This is a genomic window from Pseudomonas sp. MYb2, from assembly GCF_002979955.1.
Classification (GTDB): Bacteria; Pseudomonadota; Gammaproteobacteria; order Pseudomonadales; family Pseudomonadaceae; genus Aquipseudomonas.
Genome location: NZ_PCQC01000001.1, coordinates 272,362 through 295,245 on the forward strand (window position 1 = coordinate 272,362; position 22,884 = coordinate 295,245).

Here is a 22,884-nt window from a genome sequence, read left to right on the forward strand (position 1 = left end):
TACAATCCTGCGCCTTTGCTGCCAGTCGGCATGAATTCATTGATATCGCGCTTGCGGAACCCTGGTTTCGCGCCGATCTGCATTGCGAGGTTACCGCCATGGTGCACAGCATGACCGCCTTCGCCCGCGTCGAGAAAGCCGGCGCCCAGGGCACCCTGAGCTGGGAACTGCGCTCGGTCAACAGCCGCTATCTGGAACCGCACCTGCGTCTGCCGGAATCGTTTCGCGACCTCGAAGGCGCAGTGCGCGAAGCACTGCGTCAGGGCCTGTCGCGGGGAAAACTGGAGTGCACGTTGCGCTTCACTGAAGAAAGCACCGGCAAGGCGCTGCAAGTTGATCGCGAGCGCGCCGCGCAACTGGTCGCCGCCGCCGAAACCATCGCCGGCCTGATCAAGAACCCGGGAGCACTGAACCCGCTGGAAGTGCTGGCCTGGCCCGGCGTGCTGGTCGGTGATGCGACGGATCCACAGGCGTTGAACGCCGAGGCGCTGGCGCTGTTCAATCAAGGTCTGAAAGAGCTGAAGGCTGGCCGCGAGCGCGAAGGCGCGGAGTTGGCACGTTTGATCAACGAGCGTCTGACCTCTATCGAAGAAGACGTCGTGACCCTGCGTGAGCTGGTGCCGCAAATGCTTGCAACCCAGCGCCAGAAAGTCCTCGACCGTTTCACCGACATGAAAGCCGAGCTGGATCCGCAGCGTCTGGAGCAGGAAATGGTCATGCTCGCGCAAAAGAGCGACGTGGCTGAAGAACTGGATCGCCTGAGCACCCACATCATCGAAGTCCGCCGCGTGCTCAAGTCCGGCGGAGCCGCCGGGCGTCGCCTCGACTTCCTGATGCAGGAGCTCAACCGCGAAGCCAACACACTGGGCTCCAAGGCCTTCGATCCGCGCAGCACCCAAGCCGCCGTCAACCTCAAGGTGTTGATCGAGCAGATGCGCGAACAAGTGCAGAATATTGAGTAAGGCAACCCCGACATGACCCACAGCACCGGCACCCTGTACATCATTTCCGCCCCCTCGGGCGCGGGCAAGAGCAGTCTGGTCAAGGCTTTGACCGACGCCAACGCGGAGATCCGCGTTTCGGTTTCGCACACCACGCGCGCCATGCGCCCGGGCGAAGTCGACGGCGTGAACTACCACTTCGTGACGCGCGAAGCGTTTGTGAAGATGGGCGAACACGGCGATTTTCTTGAGCGCGCCGAAGTTTTCGGCAACCTCTACGGCACCTCGCAAAGCCACCTGCAGCAAACCCTCGATGCCGGCCACGACCTGATTCTGGAAATCGACTGGCAAGGCGCCGAGCAAGTGCGCAAGCTGATGCCGCAGGCGCGTTCGATCTTCATTCTGCCGCCCTCGCTGCAAGCGCTGCATTCGCGCCTGACCAACCGTGGCCAGGACAGCGACGAGATCATCGACGGCCGCATGCGTGAAGCGGTCAGCGAAATGAGCCACTACGTCGACTATGACTACCTGATCATCAACGACGATTTCGCTCACGCGCTGGATGATCTGAAGGCAATTTTCCGCGCCAATCAGCTCATTCAGAAGCGCCAGCAGCAGCTTCACGGCAAATTGCTGGCCGAATTGCTTGGTTAATCAGCACTTCCCAAAACGCCTGCAAGCGCTTTACATTGGCACTTGCAGCGCGTTGAAGAGCCTGGTTAAAAAATCAGCGCTTCCCTAATCGCTGGTGATTTTTTAAACTGTTGAGTCCGCTCGCCCAACCGGGCAGCGCGCATATTGCATTCGCTCCGAGGAATACCATGGCCCGCGTAACCGTTGAAGACTGCCTGAACCACGTGGAAAACCGTTTTGAGCTGGTCATGCTCTCTACCAAACGTGCCCGTCAACTGGCCACCGGCGGCAAAGAGCCACTGGTTCAGTGGGAAAACGACAAGCCTACCGTTGTAGCGCTGCGTGAAATCGCTGAAGGCCTGATGAGCTACGAGTTCATCGCCGAGCAGGAAATCGTCCAGGACGAGCCGCTGTTCGCAGCGTTCGAGGACGAGTCCAACGAGGCCGTCTAAGCCTATGCCTGGTCGACGTAGCACGGCGCGGGATCACAGCTTGCGGCAGGAATTATCATGCCGAGCATAGACGCCCTCGCCGATCGCTTATCGACCTACCTCGGCAATGACCAGGTCAACCTGGTCCGCCGAGCGTATTTCTACGCCGAACAAGCCCATGACGGTCAACGCCGTCGCAGCGGCGAGGCGTATGTCACGCATCCTCTTGCCGTGGCCAATATTCTTGCCGACATGCACATGGATCATCAGAGCCTGATGGCCGCGATGCTGCATGACGTGATCGAAGACACCGGTATCGCCAAGGAAGCGCTGCAAGCGCAGTTCGGTGAAACCGTGGCTGAACTGGTCGACGGGGTCAGCAAACTGACCCAGATGAATTTCGAGACCAAGGCCGAAGCCCAAGCCGAAAACTTCCAGAAAATGGCCATGGCCATGGCGCGCGACATTCGCGTGATCCTGGTCAAGCTCGCCGACCGCCTGCACAACATGCGCACGCTGGAAGTGCTGTCCGGCGAAAAACGCCGCCGGATCGCCAAGGAAACCCTCGAAATCTACGCGCCCATCGCCAACCGGCTGGGCATGCATGCGATCCGCATCGAATTCGAAGACCTCGGCTTCAAGGCCATGCACCCGATGCGTTCCGCGCGGATCTACCAGGCGGTCAAGCGCGCCCGGGGCAACCGCAAGGAAATCGTCAACAAGATCGAAGAGTCCCTTGGCCACTGCCTCGCCATCGACGGCATCCAGGGCGAAGTCAGCGGTCGGCAGAAACACCTCTACGGCATCTACAAGAAAATGCGCGGCAAGCGTCGGGCCTTCAACGAGATCATGGACGTCTACGCGTTCCGGATCATCGTCGACAAGGTCGATACCTGCTACCGCGTGCTGGGCGCTGTACATAATTTGTACAAACCGTTACCGGGGCGCTTCAAGGATTACATCGCGATCCCCAAGGCCAACGGCTATCAGTCGCTGCACACCACGCTGTTCGGCATGCACGGCGTACCGATCGAGATCCAGATCCGTACCCGCGAAATGGAAGAGATGGCCAACAACGGCATCGCTGCCCATTGGCTGTACAAGTCCAGCGGTGACGAGCAGCCGAAAGGCACCCACGCCCGCGCCCGCCAATGGGTCAAAGGCGTGCTGGAAATGCAGCAACGTGCCGGCAACTCGCTGGAATTCATCGAAAGTGTGAAGATCGACCTGTTCCCGGACGAGGTCTACGTGTTCACGCCCAAAGGCCGGATCATGGAGCTGCCGAAAGGCTCCACGGCAGTCGACTTTGCTTACGCGGTACACACCGACGTCGGCAACAGCTGCATTGCCTGCCGGATCAACCGTCGTCTCGCACCGCTGTCCGAACCGCTGCAAAGCGGCTCCACGGTCGAGATCGTCAGCGCTCCCGGCGCCCGACCGAATCCGGCGTGGCTCAACTTTGTAGTCACCGGCAAGGCACGTACACACATTCGCCATGCGCTGAAACTGCAGCGTCGCTCCGAATCCATCAGCCTCGGCGAACGCCTGCTGAACAAGGTGCTCAACGGTTTCGACAGTTCGCTGGAGAAGATCCCGGCCGAACGCGTCAAGGCGATGCTCACCGAATACCGCCTCGAATTGATCGAAGACCTGCTCGAAGACATTGGCCTGGGCAACCGCATGGCCTATGTCGTCGCCCGCCGCCTGCTCGGCGAAGGCGAGCAGTTGCCAAGCCCGGAAGGCCCGCTGGCGATTCGCGGCACCGAAGGCCTGGTGCTCAGCTACGCCAAGTGCTGCACGCCGATCCCGGGCGACCCGATTGTCGGGCACCTGTCCGCGGGCAAAGGCATGGTCGTGCACCTGGACAACTGCCGCAACATCAGCGAAATCAGGCACAACCCGGAAAAATGCATCCAGCTCTCGTGGGCCAAGGATGTCACCGGCGAATTCAACGTCGAACTGCGTGTCGAGCTGGAACACCAGCGCGGCCTGATCGCCCTGCTCGCCAGCAGCGTCAACGCAGCCGACGGCAATATCGAGAAAATCAGCATGGATGAACGCGATGGTCGCATCAGCGTTGTCCAGTTGGTGGTCAGCGTCCACGACCGTGTGCACCTGGCCCGCGTGATCAAGAAGCTGCGCGCCTTGACCGGGGTGATCCGTATCACCCGCATGCGTGCATAACTCAACCATTACAAGGAGTCATACATGACCAAGACTGTTATCACCAGCGACAAGGCCCCGGCCGCCATCGGCACTTACTCCCAGGCGATCAAGGCAGGCAACACCGTGTACATGTCGGGTCAGATTCCTCTGGACCCAAAAACCATGGAACTGGTTGAAGGCTTCGAAGCCCAGACCGTCCAGGTGTTCGAGAACCTCAAAGCCGTGGCTGAAGCTGCTGGCGGTTCGTTCAAGGACATCGTCAAACTGAACATCTTCCTCACCGACCTGAGCCACTTCGCCAAGGTCAACGAGATCATGGGCAAGTACTTCGACCAGCCATACCCGGCCCGCGCCGCCATCGGCGTGGCTGCCCTGCCAAAGGGTTCGCAGGTTGAAATGGATGCCATTCTGGTCATCGAGTGATGCGCACGGCGCGGCCTCCAAAGCCGCGCCGACTGCTGCAAGAAAAGGTTTTGAAAGGATTCCACCATGCGCAAAGCGCTAGCTTTCCCGCTGCTCGCCATTTTCCTCGGCGGCTGCGCCAGCAACCCTGCCGACCGTGACATCAGCGGCACCTGGATCAACCAGGTGGCGATCGATGCCGCAGCCAAGGGCGGCCCCCTGCGCGAAGCGCTTCAGGCTTACGGCCCGAACCTTGAGTGGGACGTCAACACCAAGGCCAGTCAGGCCCGCTACACCAACGGTTTTGAGAACGTCGAAGGACGGCTGCTGGGTGAGAAATCCGGCGCCTGGAAAGTCGACTTCTATGGCAGCTCCGCCAGTGAGCTGAAACGCGACGGCGGGCAACTGCAGCAAGCCGCCGGCGAGAACGAACCCGAGCAAGTTTTCGACCGTGCACAGATTGCGGTGCCGGAAGGCGCACCGATCGGTGCCAGTTTCGAACGTGCGCTGTATTCGGCGTATCTGGGCGGTGACTGGAAAATCACCAACGGTCAGGGTGAAGGCAGCACCGTGCAATTCCAGGCGGACGGCCAAGTCTCCGGTTTGCCGGGAGCCGACCGTTATGCTTTGTGCCTGGCGGGCGACTGCGCGTCGATGAGCAATGGCAACGACAGCATGTGGCTGCAACAGAACGGTCAGGGCAATAACTGGATCTTTGTGCGCAAGGGCAAAGAGCTGGAAATTCTCCAGGCAGTGAATGCCGCGTTGGCGGATGAACAACCGCAGTTCACAGCCGGTGAGCGCAAGTGGTTGCTCGAGAAGCAGTAATCCACCTCTGAAACCGCAGACACCCCCTGTAGGAGTGAGCCTGCTCGCGATAGCGGTGTAACAGTCAGCACAAGTGTTGAATGTTATGGCCCCATCGCGAGCAGGCTCACTCCTACAGTTGTTTTGTGGTGTCTGGGACTCAGCATTTACCTTCAAGGATCGCGGCATAACCTTCGCGATAGCTTGGGTAAGTTGGCCTCCAGCCCAACGCCTTCACCCGCGCATTGCTGCAGCGCTTGCTGCCCGTGCGCCGAACGCTGGCGTCATCCGCCCACTCGGTCACACCCAGATACTCACGCAGCCAACCGACCACCTCCGCCAACGGTGCCGGCGCGTCGTCGACACCGATATAGAAATCATCCAGCTTCAGGCCCTGACGATCCTTCTCCAGCAGAAACGCCAGCAACCCGGCCGCGTCATCGGCATGAATCCGGTTGCCATAGAGCGGCGGTTCAACCTCCACGCGATAACCACGACGCACTTGAGTCAGCAGCCATTCGCGGCCCGGGCCGTAAATGCCGGTCAGACGCAGGATGCTCGCCGGGATACCGCTATTGAGGGCAACTTGCTCCGCTTCCAGCATCAGTCGTCCTGAATAACCGGCGGCGATTGTTGCCGATGTCTCGTCAACCCACTCGCCGCCCTGCTGCCCGTACACGCTGCTGCTGGAAACGAAGACCAGGCGCTCGGGGACTTGCCCGTAGTCATCCAGCCAGCTCAGCACATTCTGCAAACCCTGCACGTAAGCGGCGCGATAACCGGCCTCATCGTGATCAGTTGCCGCTGCGCAATACACCAGATAATCCACCGCCCCTACTGGCCAGGTCGCAGGGCAGTCTTCGTTGAACAGGTCACCGGCAACGCCGATGACACCGTCAGGCAGTTTCGAAACGTCCCGGCGCAAGCCATGAACTTCCCAGCCAGCCGCCAGCAATTGCTTGGCCAGACGACTGCCGACATCACCACAACCGGCAATCAAAACAGAAGGCGCGGACATCAAAAAACTCCCATCGCAAAGGCATAGACTAGCGCCGGCAAAGGACGAGCGGCTAGCAATGCAGGAAAAAAAGATACTCTATTACTTTTGTTAACAAGAATTACTTGCAATAATGCAGGCCACTTTTGTTCTCGGCCTTACGAGGCCTGGAAGAGCACTAAACGTTTTTCTATCTCAGGTCCGGCCAGCATGACACGTAATCAAATCCCCGCTTCGCCAACCAAACGACCTCGCGCCTGGAGCGCGGTGGCGGCTCTGCTGCTCAGTCTGATGCTGGCACCGACTGCCGCGTTCGCCGATGCAACTGCACCGTCCCAGCCAGCTGCAAATACCACACAGGATGTGCCAAGAAACCCTGATGGTAGCGTCGACACCTCCTCACTGCCGCCAGAAGTTCAAGAATCTCTGGCCAAGTTCGGCGAGGCGGCCAAGCAGTTTGATCCGCAGGAGATGGAAGACAACAACAGCCTGGGCATGGCCCACGACCTGTCGCCGTGGGGCATGTACCAGAACGCCGACATCATCGTGAAAATCGTGATGATCGGTCTGGCCATCGCTTCCATCATCACCTGGACCATCTGGATTGCCAAAGGCTTCGAGCTGATGGGCGCCAAGCGTCGTCTGCGTGGTGAAATCGCCGCCCTGAAAAAAGCCACCACCCTTAAAGAAGCCAGCGCCACGGCCGGCAAGGAAGGCACCCTCGCCAACCTGCTGGTGCACGACGCGCTCGAAGAGATGCGTCTGTCGGTCAACAGCCGCGAGAAAGAAGGAATCAAGGAACGCGTCAGCTTCCGTCTCGAGCGCCTCGTAGCAGCCTGCGGTCGCAACATGAGCAGCGGCACCGGCGTGCTCGCCACCATCGGTTCTACCGCGCCGTTCGTCGGTCTGTTCGGCACCGTATGGGGCATCATGAACTCCTTCATCGGCATCGCCAAAACCCAGACCACCAACCTCGCCGTTGTGGCACCGGGCATTGCAGAAGCACTGTTGGCCACCGCGCTGGGCCTGGTTGCCGCGATTCCAGCCGTGGTGATCTACAACGTGTTCGCCCGCTCCATCGCCGGTTACAAGGCGCAGGTTTCCGACGCATCGGCAGAAGTGCTGCTGCTGGTCAGCCGCGACCTCGACCACCAGCCTGAGCGCAGCTCGCAGCCGCACATGGTCAAAGTGGGGTAATCGGCCATGGGCCTGCATTTGAAAGAAGGCGCAGACGACGATCTGGCCGAGAACCACGAAATCAACGTCACGCCTTTCATCGACGTGATGCTGGTGCTGTTGATCATCTTCATGGTGGCTGCTCCGTTGGCCACCGTGGACATCAAAGTCGACCTGCCTGCCTCGACCGCCAAACCGGCGCCGCGGCCAGAGAAACCGGTGTTCCTCAGCGTCAAAGCTGACCAACGCCTGTACATCGGCGAAGACGAAGTGACGCCGGAAACCCTCGGCGCCTTCCTCGACGCCAAGACTCAGGGCAAGAAAGACACCACCATCTTCTTCCAGGCCGATAAAGGCGTGGATTACGGCGACCTCATGAGCGTGATGGACAAGCTGCGCAGCGCCGGTTACCTGAAGGTCGGCCTGGTCGGACTTGAGACGGCAGCCAAGAAATGATCACGACGCGCCATAAGCTGACGCGTTACAGCGGTAGCCTGGCCGTGGTGCTGGGCGTTCACGCGCTGGCCATCGCGCTGGCGCTGAACTGGACCGCCCGTCCGCCCATCGAATTGCCGCCGCAGGCAATGATGGTCGAACTGGCACCGGTTCCGGCCCCACCACCGCCTGCACCGCCGAAAGTCGTCACACCGCCGCAACCACCGGCTCCGGTTGAAGAGCTGCCGATTCCGAAACTGGCTGAAGCACCGAAGGCAGAAATCGCGGTGCCGAAACCCAAACCGAAGCCAAAGCCTAAACCGCCGAAGCCGATCGAGAAGAAGCTGCCCGATCCACCGAAGGAAAAACCTTCCGAGGAGAAACCGGCCGACACGCAACCGACTCAGGCGCCGACGGAGAAATCCGCCCAGCCTGCGCCGGGTCCGTCGCCTGCTCAGATGGCTGCCAAGGCCAGTTGGCAAGGCACCCTGCTTGCGCATTTGGCGAAGTACAAAAAGTACCCGCAAAGTGCACAGATGCGTGGCAAGGAAGGCTTGAACCGCTTGCGCTTCGTGGTGGATGCCGAAGGTAACGTGTTGTCGTTCGAACTGGTGGGCCGCTCCGGCAACGCCGATCTGGACCGGGCCACCCTGGAAATGATCCGCCGCGCCCAACCGCTGCCCAAGCCGCCGGCCGACATGTTGAACAATGGCTCGATCGAAATTGTGGCGCCGTTTGTTTACTCGCTGGAACGCCGCCGCTAAGTAGCAAGATCAAAAGATCGCAGCCTTCGGCAGCTCCTACATTGGAATGCATTTCCCTGTAGGAGCTGCCGAAGGCTGCGATCTTTTGCTTTTTGCAGTAGTCGCATTGAGCGCTCAGTCTGATAACGTGCGTCTATCGATTGCAGCCGGTATGCTTGGCCCGCATCTTCATGGACGCTTGCTATGACTCTCACAGAATTACGCTACATCGTTACCCTCGCCCAAGAGCAGCATTTCGGCCACGCCGCCGAACGTTGCCACGTCAGCCAGCCGACCCTTTCGGTGGGCGTGAAAAAGCTTGAAGACGAACTCGGTGTGCTGATTTTCGAGCGCAGCAAAAGCGCCGTGCGCCTGACCCCGGTCGGCGAAGGCATCGTCGCCCAGGCGCAGAAAGTCCTCGAGCAAGCGCAAGGCATCCGCGAACTGGCCCAAGCCGGCAAGAACCAGCTGACCGCACCGCTGAAAGTCGGCGCGATCTACACCGTCGGCCCGTACCTGTTCCCGCACCTGATTCCACAACTGCACCGGGTCGCCCCGCAGATGCCGTTGTACATCGAAGAAAACTTCACCCACGTGCTGCGCGACAAACTGCGCAACGGCGAACTCGACGCGATCATCATCGCCCTGCCGTTCAACGAAGCCGACGTGCTGACCCTGCCGCTGTACGACGAGCCGTTCTACGTGCTCATGCCGGCCCAGCACCCGTGGACGCAAAAAGAAACCATCGACGCCGGCCTGCTCAACGACAAGAGCCTGCTGCTGCTCGGTGAAGGCCACTGCTTCCGCGATCAAGTGCTGGAAGCCTGCCCGACCCTGACCAAGGGCAACGACGGCGCCAAGCACACCACGGTCGAATCCAGCTCGCTGGAAACCATTCGCCACATGGTTGCGTCCGGTCTGGGCATTTCGATCCTGCCGTTGTCGGCGGTCGACAGCCATCACTACGCCCCCGGCGTGATCGAAGTGCGGCCGCTGTCGCCACCGGTGCCGTTCCGCACCGTGGCCATCGCCTGGCGCGCGAGCTTCCCACGGCCGAAAGCCATCGAGATCCTCGCCGACTCCATTCGCCTGTGTTCGGTGGCCAAGCCAGCGGCACCGGTTACGGCCGGTTAAGCGAGCGTCATGACGGAGCTGTCGCAAGTGTCGGTGACGGCACTCAAGGGTGTCGGCGAAGCCATGGCCGAGAAACTGGCCAAGGTCGGTCTGGAGAATCTTCAGGACGTGCTGTTCCACCTGCCGCTGCGTTATCAGGATCGCACCCGCGTGGTGCCGATCGGCGCCTTGCGACCGGGGCAGGACGCCGTGGTCGAAGGCACCGTCAGCGGCGCCGACGTGGTCATGGGCCGCCGCCGCAGCCTCGTCGTGCGTTTGCAGGACGGCACCGGCGGTCTCAGTCTGCGCTTCTATCATTTCAGCAACGCGCAGAAAGAAGGCCTCAAGCGCGGCACGCGGGTGCGCTGCTACGGCGAAGCCCGGCCCGGCGCGTCAGGGCTGGAGATCTACCACCCGGAATACCGCGCCATCACTGGCGACGAACCGCCGCCGGTCGATGAAACCCTGACCCCGGTCTACCCGCTGACCGAAGGCCTGACCCAAGCGCGTCTGCGCCAGTTGTGCCTGCAGACGCTGACCATGCTCAAGCCAGACACCCTGCCTGACTGGCTACCGACCGAACTGGCGCGCGACTACCAACTGGCGCCGCTGGCCGATGCGATCCGCTATCTGCACAACCCACCCGCCGATGCCGACGTCGACGAACTCGCCCTCGGTCATCACTGGGCCCAGCATCGCCTCGCTTTTGAAGAACTGCTGACCCATCAACTGTCGCAACAGCGTCTGCGCGAAAGCATGCGTTCACTGCGCGCGCCGGCGATGCCGAAAGCGAAAAAGCTGCCGCCGAAGTATCTGGCCAACCTCGGCTTCAACCCGACCGGCGCGCAACAGCGCGTCGGTAACGAAATCGCCTACGACCTCAGTCAGCACGAACCGATGCTGCGGCTGATTCAGGGCGACGTGGGCGCCGGTAAAACCGTGGTCGCCGCCCTCGCTGCATTGCAAGCGCTGGAGGCTGGCTATCAAGTCGCATTGATGGCGCCGACCGAGATCCTCGCCGAACAGCACTTCATCACCTTCAAGCGCTGGCTCGAACCGTTGGGCATTGAAGTCGCGTGGCTGGCCGGCAAGCTCAAGGGCAAGAACCGCGTCGCCGCGCTGGAACAGATCGCCAGCGGCACGCCGATGGTGGTCGGCACCCACGCGCTGTTCCAGGACGAAGTGCAGTTCAAGAACCTCGCGCTGGTGATCATCGACGAACAGCACCGCTTCGGCGTGCAACAGCGTCTGGCGCTGCGGCAGAAAGGCGTCGGCGGGCGCATGTGCCCGCACCAACTGATCATGACCGCCACGCCGATCCCACGGACGCTGGCGATGAGCGCCTACGCCGACCTCGACACCTCGATCCTCGACGAACTGCCGCCCGGTCGAACCCCGGTCAACACCGTGCTGGTCACCGACACCCGCCGCGTCGAAGTCATCGAACGCGTGCGCGGTGCCTGCGCCGAAGGTCGTCAGGCCTATTGGGTGTGCACACTGATTGAAGAGTCGGAGGAGCTGACCTGTCAGGCCGCCGAGACCACGTTTGAAGACCTCACTCTTGCCCTCGGCGAGCTGAAAGTCGGCCTGATCCACGGGCGCATGAAGCCCGTCGAGAAGGCCGCCGTCATGGCCGAATTCAAGGCTGGCAACCTGCAACTGCTGGTCGCCACCACAGTGATCGAAGTCGGCGTCGACGTGCCCAACGCCAGCCTGATGATCATCGAAAACCCCGAACGCCTCGGCCTTGCGCAACTGCACCAATTGCGTGGACGTGTGGGTCGGGGCAGCGCCGCCAGCCATTGCGTGCTGCTCTACCATCCGCCGCTGTCGCAGATCGGTCGCCAGCGCCTGGGCATCATGCGCGAGACCAACGACGGCTTCGTCATCGCCGAAAAAGACCTCGAACTGCGCGGCCCCGGCGAAATGCTCGGTACCCGCCAGACCGGCCTGCTGCAATTCAAGGTTGCCGACCTGATGCGCGACGCCGACCTGCTGCCCGCCGTCCGCGACGCCGCGCAAGCCCTGCTGGAACGCTGGCCAACCCACGTCAGCCCATTACTCGATCGCTGGTTGCGTCACGGGCAGCAATACGGCCAAGTGTGAGCACCGTCGCAGTTTCTGACAGATCGTTCTGACCAAGCTGGTTATACTCCTGCCATTGTTTCAAAAACGGATACAGATCATGACCGAAGCCGCTCTCGCCCCCGAATCCCCGCACGCGCCGTCTGTCATTCGGCTGCTGCTAGGCAAGCTGGGCATCGCCTACGAAGAAGTGCTCGACCACCACGGCCTCAATGCTTCGCGCAAGGTACAAGCCGTGTTGCTGGACGACGCCGTCGGCGCGCTGATGGTGCTGTTTCCGCAGAGCCAATTGCTCGACCTCAATCGCCTCGCCGAACTGACGGGCCGGCGCCTCACCGCCGTGTCGACCGAACGCCTGGAAAAGATGCTCGGCAAACACAGCCTGAGCCTGCTGCCGGGCCTGCCGGCGCTGACCAGTTCGCCGTGCCTGTATGAAGAAAGCCTGCTGCGTGAGCCGAAGTTGCTGATCAACTCCGGTGAGCCGGGCCTGCTGCTGGAGATCGCCAGCGAAGACTTCAAGACCATGCTGACCAAGGCCAGCGCCGCCAACTTCGGCGAAGCACTGAGCAGCATTCGCCCGAACCTCGACCGCCCGGACGATGACCGCGAGGAAATCACCCAGGCCGTACAAGCGTTCACTGCACGCCGGATTCAGCAGCGTCTGGAAGCGACCATCGAGATTCCACCGCTGGCCGAAACCGCACAAAAAATCATCAAACTGCGCGTCGACCCCAACGCCACCATCGACGACATCACTGGCGTGGTTGAAACCGACCCGGCGCTGGCCGCGCAAGTGGTGAGCTGGGCGGCATCGCCGTACTACGCCTCGCCGGGCAAGATTCGTTCGGTGGAAGACGCAATCGTCCGCGTGCTCGGTTTCGATCTGGTGATCAACCTCGCGCTGGGCTTGGCCCTCGGCAAGACCCTGAGCCTGCCCAAAGACCACCCGCAACACACCACGCCGTACTGGCAGCAATCGATCTACACCGCCGCCGTCATCGAAGGCCTGACCCGCGCCATGCCGCGCGCCCAGCGCCCGGAAGCCGGCCTGACGTATCTGGCCGGTCTGCTGCACAACTTCGGTTACCTGCTGCTGGCCCACGTGTTCCCGCCGCACTTCTCGCTGATCTGCCGCCACCTGGAGGTCAACCCGCACCTGTGCCACAGCTACATCGAGCAACACCTGCTCGGTATCAGCCGTGAACAGATCGGCTCATGGCTGATGCGCTACTGGGACATGCCCGACGAGTTGGCCACCGCCCTGCGCTTCCAGCACGACCCAAGCTACGACGGCGCCTACGCCGAATACCCGAACCTCGTCTGCCTGGCCGTACGCCTGCTGCGTAGCCGCGGCATCGGCTCCGGCCCGGATGAAGATATTCCGGATGCCCTGCTCGAACGCGTCGGCCTGACTCGCGACAAAGCCAACGACGTCGTCAGCAAAGTCCTCGAAGCCGAAGTCCTCCTGCGCGAACTGGCCTCGCAGTTCAGCCAGGCCTAAACGCAATCGCGAGCAGGCTCACTCCTACAAGATTTAGGTAATCCCTGTAGGAGTGAGCCTGCTCGCGATGAATCCACCACGGTCCAACTGACCGCATCAAGCCTTAGGCTTAGCCTTCCTCGGCACCAAATACTTCATCAACCCCTGAAACCACATCACCAGCGCCGGATTGCCCTTGAGCTGGATCGACTTGTCCTGAATCCCCTGCATAAACGCCAACTGCTTGTTCTTCGCCTGCATCGTCGCAAAGCCATAACCGGCATCTTTAAACGCAATCGCAAACGCCGGCTCCGCCACCACCCCAGACTTGCTGGTAATGCGCTGATTCTTCACCACGAAATGCCGCGCCACTTTCCCATCCAGCGTCTGTAGCTGAAACACCAGATCCTTGTCACCCAACTGCTGCTGGAACGCAGGATTTGTCCGGCTGGCCTTACCCATCAACAAACCCATCATCCACAGAAGAAAACGAAATTTCATGCGCACAGCCTCAAAAGGAAAATGAACGGCCGGGGCAGTGTAAGGGATTCGGACGATAACGCCAGTATCTGACTCTATTGGAAGAGGATGCAGACCATTTCCCGCACGATGACCGCCAAGTCACGATTCAGCGCTCGCCCCCTGATCGTTCCCCCGCTCCGCGTGGGAATGCATCCCGAGACGCTCCGCGTCTCACCACTCACCTTTCCTACACCTGTTGAAACACATCCCTGTAGGAGTTGGCGAAGCCTGCGATCTTTTGATCTTCCGCCCCGCGAATCTATGGGAAATTTCCTGCAAAGTGCGGTGCTGTCCATGAACTAGGCGAGTTGGCTGGCTATCGATAGGCTCTGTGGGTCGCCGCAAAATCGGTGACTCGGACGTGCAAGTCCGGTTCAGGTGCACATTCCTTGATGGCATTTCGCCGAGCCTTTTCCTATGCTCGCGAATCGTTATGGCGGCTGTGCGTCGGAGACCTTCGGGTCTGCCGGGTTCCTGAACCGGTCTTGCACACCAACGCACAGCTGCCACCTATTCGAAGTGCATAGCGATTGGTGTCGGCCTCATAACTTCAGGAAGCTGCACCATGATCAAACCAACACCCAATCCCCCCGAATCCCCAGACATATCGCCCTACGAATCCCTGGAATCAAAGAAATTCCACGAAGCCGCCGAACGCGCCCTCGACCACCACTTCAAACCGCCCATCGAACCACACCCCAAACGCGAAACCGGCCTCTTCAGCCTCTCCCCCGGCACCGACGCCGAAGCCCTCATGGCCAACGCCTCCGAAGACCTTCTGTCCATCAGCGTCATCGCCTGCGACCTCGCCGACGACCTCCACGGCTCACGCCGCTCGGTTGCACTGGCCCTGAGCAGAATGGCGGACGGGGTGAGATTGATGGTGGAAGGAACGCTCGACCACATCGAAGTGCGGAGCATGGCGGCTAAGCCGTAGCGGGATTTTGGATAAAAAAAGGGGACGTTAAGTCCCCTTTCCATCGACTCTCGGAAAGCCAATGGTCATTTCAAAAGTCGTGAAACCAGCGGCATTCGAAATGCTATTTTGCTAACCAAAGAGGGCGGCTCATATCAAGCCGCCCTCTATGCTTTCGCAATTACACCTTCTTCTCAGACGACTTCAAATTGCTGGCCTGTTCGGCCACCAAGTCCATCCAGCCACCGGGCTTGTCTTCATCATTAGCGGCTTTTGCCACCATACCGGCCAATGAACCGAAGTCCTTCTTACGAGCAGCTTCGGCTGCTTCAACCGCTTGATGGGCAACCAGGATTTTCTGTAGCGCAGGCGTGTTGGCAGTGGCTTCGCTCAACGGTTTTAGCGGAGGCAAGGCTGCGACTTTTGCAACCATGTCACCTGGTTCTTTCGTGAACGCACGTATCGAGTCGACGCTATTGAGCATTGGCAGTGCAATCCCTGTAAGCGGATCGAATGCGCTGATTTCTGGTAGCTCCGACATAGCTACACCCACTTTGCCGCTCAGCACTGGAAGCGCGAGCGACGGCAGGAACAGCCCCAACAGCATGCGAGGGTCTTTTTTCTTGATACTCAAACCCACACTCGCGACAGCAATACCGAGCCCAATCACCCTGCCCGCAGTAGCCAGCAGAGACAGTTGTTTGTTCGACTCGTTATCAAAATGCACCAGCCGGATGCGGAAGTAGTCAGTAAATGGCTCGCGGGGTACGATTCCGGATGTGTTCATAAACCAAGCACGAGAGTCGTGAACCTGATCGTCAAAGAGCGCTACAAGATCTTCCTGACCCGCTCTAGGCTTGTTCGGTGAGCTGAACATTTTTTCATAGCGAGCCGTACCCTCTTTATAGAGGTATGCATACTCCTCTGCTTCATCCTCTTCGTTAATCAGGTACACCGTGCCGCCAAGCAACATATCGATTACGGCGACGTCAGTATGACCATCACCGACCAAGCCCCATTCTCTTCGATAATCATGACGGAACTCCGCTGCGGCACCTAGCAACTGTCGATGATCTAGCGGTGGTTCAAACACCTTTTCCCAGCGAGCGTTTTTATACTTTTCCTCGCCGACAATTTGAATATTCTGCTGATGCTCTTTTTCCTGTTCTGCTGTGTAGATTGGTGTCGGCTTGCCCAATATAGGCGCAGAAGTTTCTGCGACGTGGCGTTTTTCCAGAGCTTCCCAAGCATCAATCTGAGCCTGTGGCATATCTGGAGCAGCATTTTTGAAGAATGACTGTTTCTCCACACCACCAGCATATCGATCAATTCGCCAACCAGTGATCAGCGCGTGCTCACGCTTCATCATCTCTTCCAACGGACCGCTTTGGCCTTGAGCCTGCCATGCGTTGAAGCGCTTGATTAGCGTATCGGAGATTAAAAAATCGCCCTCAAGTTCTTTGGGTAACTTTCTCCATTTGTCATGAACGCCCTCCTGCAGCACTGTTTCTGGAACCGTCAATGGTGCGCCGGCCATGAACGCTTCAGCGTACATGTGCTGCAAAGAGATTTGCGATAAGACATGATCTGATCCAGCAGTTGCCTTGCCCTGATCATTTGGCGCATACCCACCCCCTACATCGGAATGGACCCCTGGGTAAATATACTCAACTGTGCCTGGTCGATAACTTGAAGCTTTGCTTTTATCACGACTACCATCTGCTGATTTCGGGCGGCGACGTATTGAATCTAGCGGAAAGCTAGCCCGCTGCTCGTGACCAGAAACCAAATGAACACAACGTTTTAGATAAGAACAGTCATCAGGCAGGGCTGTGCTTGCACATGAGGATGTTGCCTCATCAGGAAGACGCATCGTGCCGTCAGCCCAGTCCATATGTCCCGCTGCAAATGGAACGCTATCGGCAAGCCCAACCGCAGCTACTGTGTCAAAAACACCAAGGAAGTTTATCGATATTGGAAGTCCCGCAAAACGGTACTCAGCTCCACCACTTTCACTTTCGCAACGAACGAGTGTCTGTAACCAATTAACAAAAGTACGGGCCTCTGCAGCGCCTCGAGAAAATCCATAAACATACAGGCGCATAGCCAAGATATGCGGCTTTTCTCCAGAGTCCTCACGTTTTTTCAGCTTCTCCTCAAGTCCCTGAATTTCTTTCCGCAATATTGCTTCGCGTTTTTGTTCTCCGCTTTCGAACAGGCCCAAACCGAATGTGTTTTTATAACCATTCGTCGCCATGTCCTTCAGCATGCCTTTTGTTTTTTCAATAGGTAGTCTTTCTTTATCCAGAGTAAACTGCAACGCATCAATCAGTCGGGTAAGTGCCCAGTTAATACGATTCTCACCGCCGCTCGCACCCACTAGCCCGCTATTATCTGGCAAGAATTCTTCTACATCTGGAAATACAGTACCAACACCTGGACAGTAATACTTGAAAAATCCATTCTCTACCAGATCATCGTCTGCCCCCAAGCTCGCATGAAAAAGGCGCGCGACATTACTTCGAGAATTGGGAGTGGATGAGCCGTCCGCTTGATCGTTATTATTGGTACCGTCGAAAGCGAATGTTATATGTAGCGTCTTACAGCAGGGCGCACCACTATTGGCCTCCCCCTTTTCCTGAGCAAGTTTACGTTGCTGATTACCGAAAGCGCGTTCGTCTTTTTTTTGCAGTTGTATATTCTTCGTCACTTGGCCTGGTTCATTTGGCATTCGACGGGAAAGAGGAAATGCCGGAGCGACTAAAGCACTATCTGGCGAAGGGGCATCCGGCCCCATTAGTGATTCGAACATGTTGCTGGCTCCTTAACTTTAAAGTACGCCTTGTCTGGATAATTTGGATGTGACGGCGCAAAACAAGTCGTGGACACTTTCACCTGATCACACGGTAAAAAATGAACCTGCAACGCACAAAGCTTCTCTGCATACTTCGGAATTTCAACCGTTTCAGTATGATGAGAGTAGCCAGCTCTATGCCGAGCTAGTGCCTCTTTTTTTATTTGTCCATACTGGTCCCGCTCGATCGGACCGTCGGGGTTCGGATCTTTTTCCCACTCAATGACTGCTCTTACTTTCGGATTCCACTGAACAGGCAGCACGCCACAGCAGACTTCAGCTCCTCCGCCAGAATTTGGCGGAATGCTGGGACCACCCGCTCCATTAATACTAAAGCGAGTTATTTGTGCGGAGGTATGGTTATAGCCAGTAACCGGTGCAGACACCACCTCAGGACCAGCATTGCAGGCGACAACCGCTAGCATGCTGCACGCGACAACCAATGATCGCCATATCATTTTGGCGCTAAACTTTTTAGTCTTAGAACATATCCCTTGAACAACATTCTTTCGCTTCGAACCAGCACTTAAACGCATTCTTTTAAATACAACATCTAAAATTAACATACCTTAATCGCCTCCATGTTATTCGGGTATCTTGCAGAAAAAAACAAAATATATTGCTTTAAAGGTGAGGACATTTCATCGTCTCCTTGATGCCGAAATACCCTTGATCGGGATAGTTTGGGTGCTTAGGTGTAAAACAGGTTGTAGAAACACTCACCTGATCACAAGGCAAAAAATGAACCTGTATCGCACAGAAATCGATACCATATTTTGGTATTTCAACTGTCGCCTCATGATGAGAGTAATGGGCAGCATGCCGCTGATAGTCCTCCTTATCAAACTGTCCATATTTATCGCGTTTTATCAATTCTCGTGGATTAGGATCCTTCTCCCACTCGATGGTGGCTCGAAGGCCTGGATACCATTGAGCAGGAAGCACGCCGCAACAGACTTGAGTTGCACCACCTTGAAATGCTGAAACAGGGTGCCCCCCGGCTCCGTTTACACTGAATCGATTGATAGCAGCTGATGTATGGTTGAAACCTGTTACAGGCGTTGACACCATCTCCGGAGCTGTATGGCAACCGCACAAACTTAGCAAACTCATTGACAGTAAGAATCTAATACCTCGCAAAGCTCCAAGACAGCTCTCTAAGATGTTCAAGAAACGGGACATTTATCCGTCTCCTTGACTTCGAAATAGGCTTTATCGGGATAACTCGGATGCTCTGGAAAAAAACAAGTAGTAGAAACCCTCACTCGATCGCACGGTAGGAAATGCACTTGCAATGCGCACACCTCTTCAGCGTACTTAGGAATTCCAACTTTCGCAGTATGATGCGAGTAACCAAGAGCATGACGAATCCTGGACTCCTTTGTTATTTGACCGAACAGATCACGTTCCACGTTTCCGTAAGGTTCTGGATCTTTATCCCACTCGATTTCCGCACTCAGCATGGGGTTCCACTGGACAGGCAGTAAACCGCAGCAAACTTCAGCGCCCCCGCCACTATTTGGTGGAATCCTGGGGCCGCCAGCGCCATTGATACTGAATCGCATAATTTCTGCAGGCGTGTGGTTATAGCCAGTAACAGATGCACTCACCATTTCAGGCCCTGAGTGGCAACCACACAGACCTAAAAAAATTACGCACAGTGAAAATCTGAGACCACGTCGCAGCCCTAGAAAAGTCCCAGAGATACTCAAGAAGTCGGACATGTACCCGTCTCCTTAATTTGAAAATACGCTTTGTCAGGATAGTTTGGGTGACTCGAGGAAAGGCAAGAGGTAGACACCCTTACTTCATCACAAGGAAGAAAGTGAACCTGCAGCGCGCAAACATTCTCGGAATATTCAGGAATTTCAATAATCGCCGAATGATGCGAAAAATTAACGGAGTGGTTCGCGTACGCGACTTTATCAATTTGACCAAACTTATCCCGCTGAACGTCTCCATACGGATCTGGGTCTTTGTCCCATTCGATTCTGGCTTGGAGTCCGGGCGTCCACTTCAAGGGAAGTATGCTGCAGCACACCTCATTTCCTCCGCCCTGATTCGGCGGGATTCGTGGCCCACCAGCATCATTGATGGTGAACCTCATAATCTCTGCGGATGTATGGTTGAAGCCTTTGACCGGAGCACTCACCATCTCCGGCCCACCACGACACCCACTCAACGCCAACACCCCCAGCAAAACCCACACACAGACCAGCCCGGAAGACATCGCCTCCCGCACCGACCCACGCGCAATCGCATTCATCAAATCAACGCCTTCGGCGGCTCATCGATCACAAACGATGAGTTCTCCACCAACCACTGTTCAATAAACGGCTCGCGCTCCTCCGGCTCTTTCAAACCCTTCTGATTCGCCGCCAACTGGCTGCGATACAAGTGCCGGATCAAACTCTCGTTACGACTCAAGCCATAGTTCTGTGGCACTGCGCAGCGATCGACCCGGTAGGCATCTGCTTCTGTCCACGCGAGCAGGTTGGCCACTTGTGGGTGATCGAACATCACCGGGCCGGCGGCGGGTATTTGGGCGTGGCGGACGTAGTTGCCGGGCAGGCTTTGCGGTTGTTGGTCGCGGTCGAGCCAGTGCCAGGAGATGACGGCGGCGTGGAAGGCGTTGCTTTGTACCGGGGTCAGGGTTTCGGTGACCGGCAGCAGCATGCGCGGGTCGTAGTAGCGCAACACGCCTTCGGAACGGCCTTGGTTCCATTGGGCTTGAAGGAAGCCGCGCAGGTGATCGGCGAGCGCTTCGAATTGCCATGGGCTGAATACAACAACGACATGTTTGTTGCAGTCGACGGCGTTGATGAAGGTTTTCAGCCAGTCGCGTTGGCCGATGTCGACGCGCAGCAGCAACGGGCCGAAGTCGGCGATGGCAACCTCGGGAGTGTTTTCAAACAGCTTGGCCAGTTTTGCCGCGTCGGGCTGTTCGGCGAGCTGTTGCAGCAGCGGGTAGTCGAGGCTGGTGGCGTCGACCAGCACGTCGAGGTGCTGCTGTTTGAGTTGTTGGGCGTTGACCCATAACTCGTCGAGCCAGCGCGCATTGCTTGTGTTCATGAAGTCGTCCTTTATCGTGCGGCCAGGGCTTGAGCGTTACGTTTGGCCCGGGCCAGACATTCCTTGCACACCGGTGGTGGCGGCAGCGGTGCGTTCGGCAGCGCCTGCGGCGGTACGGCGCCGGCGATGTCCTTGTCGGCAGCACCCGGCAATATCGGCGGCTTGATGCCAATGCCAGTACCCGACCCAGCCGATCCGCCAGCATTGATCTTGATCACCGGCCCAACCACCGTCACCCCACCGCCATCCAGCTTGATAAAGCTCCCACCCCCAAGAATGGTCAGCTCCGTCCCGGCCTCAATAACAATCTTGTCCCCAGCCTTGAGGTGAATCTCTTTCCCCACGCTGGTCAGTTGCGCAGTCCCCAGCTTCACATGCTGGTTCTGCCCAATCGTCAGGTGGTCGTCCAGCTTCGCTTCAACCTTGCGATCGGCAATCGTGGTGCGGTGCTCTTCAGCCTTGAGCTCGGTGTAGGTGTTCTTCACCACCGTGTCGTGACGTTCATTGCCGACCCGAATCTTCTGATCGTGCTCAACGTTTTCATCCCAATCGCGCTGGGCATGAATGTAGATCTGCTCTGCACCTTTCTTGTCTTCGATGCGCAGTTCGTTGTAACCACCGCCACCCGGTGAGCTAAGCGTTTTGAACACGCTGCGCGTCTTGTTCGCCGGCAAGGCGTACGGCACCGGGTTTTCCTTGTGGTACAGGCAACCGGTGACGAGGGGTTGGTCGGGATCGCCTTCGAGGAAGGTGACGAGGACTTCCATACCGATGCGCGGGATGCTGATGGCGCCGTAGCGGTCGCCGGCCCAGGAGCTGGAGACGCGCAGCCAGCAGCTGGTTTTGTCGTCGGCCTGGCCTTCGCGGTCCCAGTGGAATTGCACTTTGATGCGGCCGTATTGGTCGCAGTGGATTTCTTCACCTTTGGGGCCGGTGACCATGGCGGTCTGGCTGCCGAGCACGCGCGGTTTCGGGTGTTCGAGGGCCGGGCGGTAGAACACGTCCCACGGGGTGGCGAGGAAGGTGTTGCGGTAGCCCTGGTGGAAGTCGTCCTTGTTGTCGGTGGTGTCGCTGGTCACGCCTTCTTCGAGGACTTGCGGCTGTTTGCCCTCGTGGAAGATTTCGGTGAGCAGCCACAGGTCGTTCCACTCGCTGCGCGGGTGGTCGGACATGGCCATGAAATGGCCGCTGACCAGTTTGGTCTGGTCGCCGCGACCTTCGGCCTGACGGTAGTCGGCGCGGTGGCGCTCGAGGGCGCGCTGGCTGAGGAACTTGCCACGGGCGCGGTCGATGAAGCGGCCCGGGTAGTCGTAGTCTTCGAGATCCGGTTCGCTGTCTTCGCTGTCGGCAGCGACGTCGGGTCTGTACGCCGCTTCCATTTGCAGGCGCGGTTTTTCAAAGTCGTAGTCGCGACGTGTGGTGCGGCTGGTGCGGGTTTCCAGGCGCAGTCTGAAACCTTTGATCACCGGTTCTTCGGCAACCATGCCGCTGCCCTGCACGTAGGCCGTTGGCTGGCCGAGGTCGGGGAACACGGTCTGATCATCGCCGAACACCAGCAGGTGTCCTTTGTCGCTGTGCTGGAAGTGGTAGTGAATACCTTCCTCTTCGCACAGGCGCTGGACGAAGTGCAGGTCAGTTTCGTCGTACTGCACGCAGTAGTCGCGATCCGGGCACGGTTGGCTGAGCTGGAAGCTGTAGGCGTTGCCCTTGATCCCGTGTTCATCGAGGATCAGCGCGATGATTTTCGGCGCCGACATCTGCTGATAGATGCGTTGGTTGGTGCGGTGATGCAGGTATTGCAGTTGCGGCACCATCGACACTTTGTAGCGGGTCAGGCGCTTGCCGGCATCGCCTTGGGCGACGCGGTAGATCTGCCCGTGAATGCCACTACCCTGCGGATCGAACGCCAGAAAGGCCTGCTTGTGCAGGAGCTTTTCCAGGTCCAGATCCGGGTTTTCACTGACCAGTTCCAGGTCGAAACGAAACGGCTGGCTGATGCCTTCGGTGCCGGTGAACGACAGCACTTGCAGGTCGCCGACGTAGTCTTCGACCTTGAGGCTGAAGTGGGTTTCGTTAGCTGGGTTGAACATAAAGTGCTCCCTGTTCGAATG

Annotated in this window: 22 protein-coding genes; 13 read left to right on the top strand and 9 right to left on the bottom strand. The window is 58.2% G+C overall.

What is annotated here, in order from left to right:
• Positions 1–98: 98 nt before the first annotated feature.
• The 6 genes from CQ009_RS01355 to CQ009_RS01380 all read left to right on the top strand — a co-directional run bounded on the left by CQ009_RS01355 (position 99) and on the right by CQ009_RS01380 (position 5,401).
• Positions 99–962: a YicC/YloC family endoribonuclease gene (locus CQ009_RS01355; protein WP_105704674.1), complete on the top strand. Its 864-nt coding sequence runs from the start codon at positions 99–101 to the stop codon at positions 960–962.
• A gap of 12 nt (positions 963–974) precedes the next feature.
• The gene (gmk, locus tag CQ009_RS01360; protein WP_053125052.1) at positions 975–1,595 is read left to right on the top strand and encodes a guanylate kinase; all 621 of its coding nucleotides are present in this window, start codon (positions 975–977) and stop codon (positions 1,593–1,595) included.
• 167 nt (positions 1,596–1,762) lie between these two features.
• A complete protein-coding gene (rpoZ, locus tag CQ009_RS01365; protein ID WP_016985812.1) occupies positions 1,763–2,026 on the top strand; it encodes a DNA-directed RNA polymerase subunit omega in 264 nt (87 codons plus the stop codon).
• Positions 2,027–2,083: 57 nt separating this feature from the next.
• Entirely contained in the window at positions 2,084–4,189 is a 2,106-nt protein-coding gene (gene spoT, locus CQ009_RS01370) for a bifunctional GTP diphosphokinase/guanosine-3',5'-bis pyrophosphate 3'-pyrophosphohydrolase (RefSeq protein WP_007920338.1), read from the top strand.
• A 24-nt stretch (positions 4,190–4,213) separates the two neighbouring features.
• Positions 4,214–4,594, top strand: coding sequence for a RidA family protein (locus tag CQ009_RS01375; RefSeq protein ID WP_003229509.1), 381 nt, complete (start codon positions 4,214–4,216; stop codon positions 4,592–4,594).
• A 66-nt stretch (positions 4,595–4,660) separates the two neighbouring features.
• The gene (locus CQ009_RS01380; protein ID WP_105704675.1) at positions 4,661–5,401 is read left to right on the top strand and encodes a hypothetical protein; all 741 of its coding nucleotides are present in this window, start codon (positions 4,661–4,663) and stop codon (positions 5,399–5,401) included.
• Positions 5,402–5,540: 139 nt separating this feature from the next.
• Here CQ009_RS01380 and CQ009_RS01385 read toward each other — a convergent pair whose 3' ends face one another.
• A complete protein-coding gene (locus tag CQ009_RS01385) occupies positions 5,541–6,398 on the bottom strand; it encodes an SDR family oxidoreductase (protein WP_064389570.1) in 858 nt (285 codons plus the stop codon).
• Positions 6,399–6,587: 189 nt separating this feature from the next.
• Between CQ009_RS01385 and exbB the strand changes: the two genes are divergently transcribed.
• From exbB to CQ009_RS01415, 6 genes are all read left to right on the top strand, one after another.
• Positions 6,588–7,574: a tonB-system energizer ExbB gene (exbB, locus tag CQ009_RS01390; RefSeq protein ID WP_064389571.1), complete on the top strand. Its 987-nt coding sequence runs from the start codon at positions 6,588–6,590 to the stop codon at positions 7,572–7,574.
• A 6-nt stretch (positions 7,575–7,580) separates the two neighbouring features.
• On the top strand, positions 7,581–8,009 hold the full coding sequence (gene exbD, locus CQ009_RS01395) for a TonB system transport protein ExbD (protein ID WP_064389572.1): 429 nt from the start codon (positions 7,581–7,583) through the stop codon (positions 8,007–8,009).
• Complete coding sequence (locus tag CQ009_RS01400) at positions 8,006–8,752, top strand: energy transducer TonB (RefSeq protein WP_064389573.1); 747 nt, start codon at positions 8,006–8,008, stop codon at positions 8,750–8,752. Before exbD ends, CQ009_RS01400 begins: the two co-directional genes overlap by 4 nt.
• Before the next feature lie 183 nt (positions 8,753–8,935).
• On the top strand, positions 8,936–9,865 hold the full coding sequence (locus CQ009_RS01405; RefSeq protein WP_007920331.1) for a hydrogen peroxide-inducible genes activator: 930 nt from the start codon (positions 8,936–8,938) through the stop codon (positions 9,863–9,865).
• 9 nt (positions 9,866–9,874) lie between these two features.
• On the top strand, positions 9,875–11,950 hold the full coding sequence (recG, locus tag CQ009_RS01410; protein WP_016985805.1) for an ATP-dependent DNA helicase RecG: 2,076 nt from the start codon (positions 9,875–9,877) through the stop codon (positions 11,948–11,950).
• Between the two features lie 79 nt (positions 11,951–12,029).
• Positions 12,030–13,430, top strand: coding sequence for an aminoacyl-tRNA deacylase and HDOD domain-containing protein (locus CQ009_RS01415; RefSeq protein ID WP_016985804.1), 1,401 nt, complete (start codon positions 12,030–12,032; stop codon positions 13,428–13,430).
• A 96-nt stretch (positions 13,431–13,526) separates the two neighbouring features.
• Here CQ009_RS01415 and CQ009_RS01420 read toward each other — a convergent pair whose 3' ends face one another.
• Positions 13,527–13,910 carry a helicase gene (locus CQ009_RS01420; protein ID WP_064389575.1) on the bottom strand — a complete coding sequence of 128 codons (384 nt, stop codon included), beginning with the start codon at positions 13,908–13,910 and terminating at the stop codon, positions 13,527–13,529.
• Positions 13,911–14,496: 586 nt separating this feature from the next.
• Between CQ009_RS01420 and CQ009_RS01425 the strand changes: the two genes are divergently transcribed.
• A complete protein-coding gene (locus CQ009_RS01425) occupies positions 14,497–14,868 on the top strand; it encodes a DUF6124 family protein (RefSeq protein ID WP_105704676.1) in 372 nt (123 codons plus the stop codon).
• A gap of 160 nt (positions 14,869–15,028) precedes the next feature.
• On the opposite strand, the gene CQ009_RS01430 is transcribed toward CQ009_RS01425, so the two are convergent.
• The 7 genes from CQ009_RS01430 to CQ009_RS01460 all read right to left on the bottom strand — a co-directional run bounded on the left by CQ009_RS01430 (position 15,029) and on the right by CQ009_RS01460 (position 22,863).
• Positions 15,029–17,659: a DUF2235 domain-containing protein gene (locus CQ009_RS01430; protein ID WP_256585359.1), complete on the bottom strand. Its 2,631-nt coding sequence runs from the start codon at positions 17,657–17,659 to the stop codon at positions 15,029–15,031.
• Positions 17,644–18,159 (bottom strand): DUF3304 domain-containing protein, encoded by a 516-nt coding sequence (locus tag CQ009_RS01435; protein WP_082355433.1) that lies wholly within the window; start codon positions 18,157–18,159, stop codon positions 17,644–17,646. Before CQ009_RS01435 ends, CQ009_RS01430 begins: the two co-directional genes overlap by 16 nt.
• A gap of 166 nt (positions 18,160–18,325) precedes the next feature.
• Complete coding sequence (locus CQ009_RS01440) at positions 18,326–18,883, bottom strand: DUF3304 domain-containing protein (protein ID WP_082355428.1); 558 nt, start codon at positions 18,881–18,883, stop codon at positions 18,326–18,328.
• The gene (locus CQ009_RS01445; protein WP_105704677.1) at positions 18,868–19,425 is read right to left on the bottom strand and encodes a DUF3304 domain-containing protein; all 558 of its coding nucleotides are present in this window, start codon (positions 19,423–19,425) and stop codon (positions 18,868–18,870) included. The genes CQ009_RS01440 and CQ009_RS01445 overlap by 16 nt, the downstream gene beginning before the upstream one ends.
• Entirely contained in the window at positions 19,410–19,967 is a 558-nt protein-coding gene (locus tag CQ009_RS01450) for a DUF3304 domain-containing protein (RefSeq protein WP_105704678.1), read from the bottom strand. Before CQ009_RS01450 ends, CQ009_RS01445 begins: the two co-directional genes overlap by 16 nt.
• A complete protein-coding gene (locus tag CQ009_RS01455; protein WP_105704679.1) occupies positions 19,967–20,773 on the bottom strand; it encodes a DUF4123 domain-containing protein in 807 nt (268 codons plus the stop codon). The genes CQ009_RS01450 and CQ009_RS01455 overlap by 1 nt, the downstream gene beginning before the upstream one ends.
• A gap of 11 nt (positions 20,774–20,784) precedes the next feature.
• Entirely contained in the window at positions 20,785–22,863 is a 2,079-nt protein-coding gene (locus CQ009_RS01460) for a type VI secretion system tip protein VgrG (RefSeq protein ID WP_105704680.1), read from the bottom strand.
• Positions 22,864–22,884 lie beyond the last annotated feature (21 nt).